Raw genomic sequence first — 4316 nt, 5'->3', positions numbered from 1 at the left:
GGTTTGTAAAGACCGCCCATAATAACCAGCACGAGTGCTGGCCCGCTGTGCATTGCGTTCATAGCGCTTGGCCTGGCACAATGCTTCCGCTTCGGCATCCAGCAGACCGTTCAGCGTTTCTTCAACGCTCTGCCGGACAACCTCGGACACATGTGACCGTAATTCCTGCTCATCCACTGCGATAACCGGAACTTTCTTTTTCTCAAGCTCCTTGATACCTTTCATCCGTAGCCCTCCTTGTTGCTTGGGTGGTTTTGCTTAACCAAAGCCTAACCAACTTGGCGGGCTACTTCCATTTTTTAAATGTGCGAAAAATACCGTACGTTATCGCGGATCCAGCCCTCGCGCAGGGCGTCGTCCATACCTGGCCGTCCACCAGCATCTGCCCATCGGTGGGGGGGAAAGCCCGGTCAGCAGGCCCACAATGGTGCTTTTGCCCGCGCCGGAGGGGCCTACAAAGCCCACCATGCTCCCGCGCGGGATGCGAATATGCAAGTGGCGCAGGGCATCGGGCTTGCCCTCTGCAGTGTTGGGATAGCGGAAGGAGACGTCCTCCAGGCGCAGTTCTTTACGCAGGGGGCATTCCTGCGCCATAGCCGCATCAGTGCGCGGCAGGGCCTGGGCGTGGGCGCTGCTGCCTTCATGTTGGACGTACCGCTCCTCAAACGGAGCCTGCTGGCGGCCAGCAGGGGGTTTTCGCAAAACTGCCGCACTTTTTATGAGGAATACGCTTTGACCCTCCCCTGGCGAGAATAATGGCTATGTTCATATGCCTCAGTTCGAGACAGGTTATCCAACGATGGCGCGCAGGGTTTCCAGATTATTTCTGATATCGATCTTGTCGCGTTGCGCAAGCATGTTAGATTTGAACTTTTGAAGTGTTGGACGAAACTCTTCAAAATTATTTATTATTTCAGTCAAGGTTGTTGCCATTTCATCTATGTTCGCGCACGCAATGCCGACCGGATTTTCTGGCGGATTAAAAGCATTTATACAAGGGTTATCTAAATATAAAACTGGCTTCACATATGAGTGAGCCTCAATAATTGAACCGCTACACGAAAGAATATAGCGTTCCTTTTCATATAGTATCAGAAACATATCTATATCGCTCGCAAGGGCTTCCATTTCAGTGCGCTTTAGAACGCGATTTATGGGATGCGTAACATGCGAAAAAGCTTCTGTGGCACTGCCATCCATGCCGATGATACGAATTTCATAGTCCTTCTGGATATCGCATTTCGCCAAGGCGACATTCAAGCGATACAGCATGGCCGAGTGCCCATAGCCAAAAATAGCAATTTTTAAAAATTGGTTTGGGGCAGCCGCACAAGGACGCGCAAAAACGGCTGGCAATGTCAAGACATGCACCTGCATGTTTGTAGTATCTATGTAATGACTCAATTTATCTTGTATGTGCTGCGCCAGTACGATGTATTTTATAGCGTGTGAATTTTTATAAAGAATACTTTTTTTTAAGTCAATATTTACAGCTAAATGTAGTGATATTTTTTTAGTGTAGAATGTTACTTTTGAGTATACCTTCGAGTATACCTTTTGGGGGAGATCTCGAATGCTGCATGCTAAAATCTTAGCAAATAGGCTCTTATGTTTTGAGGATTCTATCACAGCATGTTGCGTTATTGTAAAATTGGGGACAGCCAGCGTGTCCAGCGTGCCGTGTAAAACAATGGCACATGTTTTCAGCGTATATTTAATCTTATCTACAAAAAATTTAATAATATAATGTTGCGCAGAGGATGCTGACAAAAATAAAACAGTTCGCACTTCAAGGCTCCGTATTCTATAAAAAATATATGTTATAAGAAAAAAATTCCACAGTAAGGCGAGTGGCGATGTTTTTGGGTAGGGAATGATGGATTGAAACAAGACTCTTGTAGTATCTAATGACTTTTCATTGGCATTTTTTTTCAGAACATCCCAATGACTACTGTGTGCAAAAAATAAAATTTGCTCTGTAGGATATGCCTGCAAGAGTCCATAAATAAATCCCAAATTGGGGGTTTCATGGCTTGTATTTTTACAGTTCAGCTCACAGACAGCAATCATCTTTTTTCACCATGATGCGCGCCAGCGCGTTAAAAGAAAACTGCGGACGCCAGCCTAAAGTATGTATGCGGGCAGGGTTGGAAACAAGACGCGTGTACTCTGGGGTATACTTTTCACGCAAGAGTACATGATCCTGCCAAGTCAAACCAACGCACGAAAAACATTGGGCAACCCAATCTTCAATACTGTAGTCTTGCCCGGTGCCAATAACAGCTTCAAAGATACTATCCTGATTTATGAGCGCCCACGCTGCGGCCACAGCGTCCGCTGCAAACATAAACTCTTTACGAACCGATATGTTGCCCAAAAGTAATTTTTCATTACTGCCCGCAGCTATACGCATGGCAGCTTGGGCAATTTTTTGGTTTACATGTGCTTCTGTGCGCAAGGGGCTGTCGTGGTTAAAAAAATAGCCCACATATGTCTTGAGGCCAAATGCGGATCTGTAGTAGCGCGCCTGGTATGTGGCATAGATTCGGGCGGTTGCGTAGGGGGAAGTTGGCGCAAATGCCGTTGTTTCATCAATGGGTTGCCCGTTGTTAAAAAACTGCATTGCAGAGCCAGCTATAAAAATACGCGCATGGGGCGCGTGTAAACGCGCTGCCTCAAGGATGTTGCTCGTGCCAGTTGCAATTGCGGCATGATTGTCAAAAAGAGCATCGTGCCGTGTTGTAGAGTTCGCGGCTAAATGAAAAATATAATCTGGATTTGCTGTGCGAATGCAATTCTGAACTTTTTCAAAGTTGCTTATATCACAATCTGTTTGCGTGCGTGAACACCCCTGCACCTGGATTCCTTTGTCCAGCAACATGCGGGAAAGGTAGTAACCATCTTGACCTGTGTGGCCAAAAATAACAGCATGAAGCATATTAGTTGAAGGGGGCAAAGTAGTTTAATTCATATTCAAGAGCTTGGCTTCTTTTTCCTACTTCTTTCGCAGGTGAACCCGCATAAACTGCAAAATCCGGAATATTTTTTGTCAAGGTTGATTGCGCGCCCAAAACAGCACCTTTCCCTATGGAAACCCCGGGCAAGACCATGGATCGTGCGCCAAGCCATGCATAATCGTTTATGACTATTGCGTCATAATATCCTTCAAAAGAAGGACTATCTTTAATGTGTGTTGATGCAAACATATAGGTGCCGGCTGTTATGGATACATTTTCGCCAATTTTAATTGGGCCACCCAAATAGCAATTGCGCCCAATAACGCAGTGCGCGCCAATAGTTATATCGCCAACAAACATGACGCCAAGATGGATAAAGACGTTTTTACCAATTTTTACGCCAAGAAGATGCTTGCAACTTAGAATGCGTAAAAAATGCCATGGGATATAAGCGACTATATAATTATGAAGATACCATGGAAAAGCAAAAAAAGAAAGCCGGATACGTTCGATTGCAGACCGAACGATTCTCAAAATCAGTTTCGCAACGGCAAGGAGTCCCAAAAAAGTCAATACTTTTTTTAACGTCTTCTTTACGGTCAGCCTCATTGCCAATACCTTTTGGGGGCGCAACAGTATTGTGAATTTTTTGCAGAAACTGAGGTCTTTCATACCTGCCGCGACAACTTAGTGAATTTCAATCTCAGGCAATGGGAAAATAAACTTTCCGCCCTGCTCACGGAAATTTTTCTCACGCTCCAAAATGCCTGCCTTAAAATGCCAAGGCAAAACAAAAAAATAATCTGGCTTCATGGCCCGTGCTTCTGCCTCAGAAACAATAGGAATGTTTGTGCCTGGAGTGTATGCGCCGAATTTATCTTCGTTCACTTCGGCTATGCAGGGGAGATGTTCCACCCCTATGCCGCAATATTGCAGCAGCACATTGCCTTTTGTGCTGGCGCCGTAGCCAAGAATTTTTTTTCCGTCAGCAACCAGCGCGTTGAGCAGGTCGCGAAGGTTTTGCCGATGGTTGCGCATCCGTTCCGCAAAAGCTACATAGGGAGCAACAGTTGCCAGCTGCATTTCTTCCTCTTGCCGCAACAGCCATTCAATGACAGACCTATTGCTCACAAAGGGATAACGTACGGTATTTTTCGCACATTTAAAAAATGGAAGTAGCCCGCCAAGTTGGTTAGGCTTTGGTTAAGCAAAACCACCCAAGCAACAAGGAGGGCTACGGATGAAAGGTATCAAGGAGCTTGAGAAAAAGAAAGTTCCGGTTATCGCAGTGGATGAGCAGGAATTACGGTCACATGTGTCCGAGGTTGTCCGGCAGAGCGTTGAAGAAACGCTGAACGG

The 4316-nt window shown here is 45.8% G+C and carries 6 protein-coding genes and 1 pseudogene; 1 reads left to right on the top strand and 6 read right to left on the bottom strand.

Annotation, left to right across the window (positions count from 1 at the left end; translation table 11 throughout):
- The 6 genes from BLS55_RS11985 to BLS55_RS11685 form a co-directional block, all read right to left on the bottom strand.
- A partial coding sequence (locus tag BLS55_RS11985) for a transposase (protein WP_180365465.1) occupies nucleotides 1-225 on the bottom strand: 225 nt, incomplete at its 3' end.
- Between the two features lie 99 nt (nucleotides 226-324).
- A complete protein-coding gene (locus BLS55_RS11700; protein ID WP_218970752.1) occupies nucleotides 325-702 on the bottom strand; it encodes an ATP-binding cassette domain-containing protein in 378 nt (125 codons plus the stop codon).
- Between the two features lie 87 nt (nucleotides 703-789).
- Complete coding sequence (locus tag BLS55_RS11980) at nucleotides 790-2070, bottom strand: hypothetical protein (protein ID WP_143339575.1); 1281 nt, start codon at nucleotides 2068-2070, stop codon at nucleotides 790-792.
- Entirely contained in the window at nucleotides 2054-2938 is an 885-nt protein-coding gene (locus BLS55_RS11695; RefSeq protein ID WP_092155411.1) for a GDP-mannose 4,6-dehydratase, read from the bottom strand. The genes BLS55_RS11980 and BLS55_RS11695 overlap by 17 nt, the downstream gene beginning before the upstream one ends.
- A 1-nt stretch (nucleotide 2939) precedes the next feature.
- On the bottom strand, nucleotides 2940-3629 hold the full coding sequence (locus tag BLS55_RS11690; protein ID WP_092155408.1) for an acyltransferase: 690 nt from the start codon (nucleotides 3627-3629) through the stop codon (nucleotides 2940-2942).
- Nucleotides 3630-3644: 15 nt separating this feature from the next.
- A complete protein-coding gene (locus BLS55_RS11685) occupies nucleotides 3645-4088 on the bottom strand; it encodes a methyltransferase C-terminal domain-containing protein (protein WP_143339574.1) in 444 nt (147 codons plus the stop codon).
- Between the two features lie 109 nt (nucleotides 4089-4197).
- Between BLS55_RS11685 and BLS55_RS12445 the strand changes: the two are divergent.
- Nucleotides 4198-4316: pseudogene (locus tag BLS55_RS12445) on the top strand (IS256 family transposase); the annotation flags it as partial.

The sequence above is a fragment of the Desulfovibrio legallii genome (assembly GCF_900102485.1).
GTDB lineage: Bacteria > Desulfobacterota > Desulfovibrionia > Desulfovibrionales > Desulfovibrionaceae > Desulfovibrio > Desulfovibrio legallii_A.
Note: the sequence above shows the minus strand (reverse complement) of the source record. Positions and strands in the feature narration are given on the sequence as shown.

Excerpts from the sequence above, each read along its gene's own strand:
- BLS55_RS11690 (WP_092155408.1), bottom strand. The coding sequence starts at position 3,629 with ATGAAAGACCTCAGTTTCTGCAAAAAATTCACAATACTGTTGCGCCCC.
- BLS55_RS11695 (WP_092155411.1), bottom strand. The coding sequence starts at position 2,938 with ATGCTTCATGCTGTTATTTTTGGCCACACAGGTCAAGATGGTTACTAC.
- BLS55_RS11980 (WP_143339575.1), bottom strand. The coding sequence starts at position 2,070 with ATGATTGCTGTCTGTGAGCTGAACTGTAAAAATACAAGCCATGAAACC.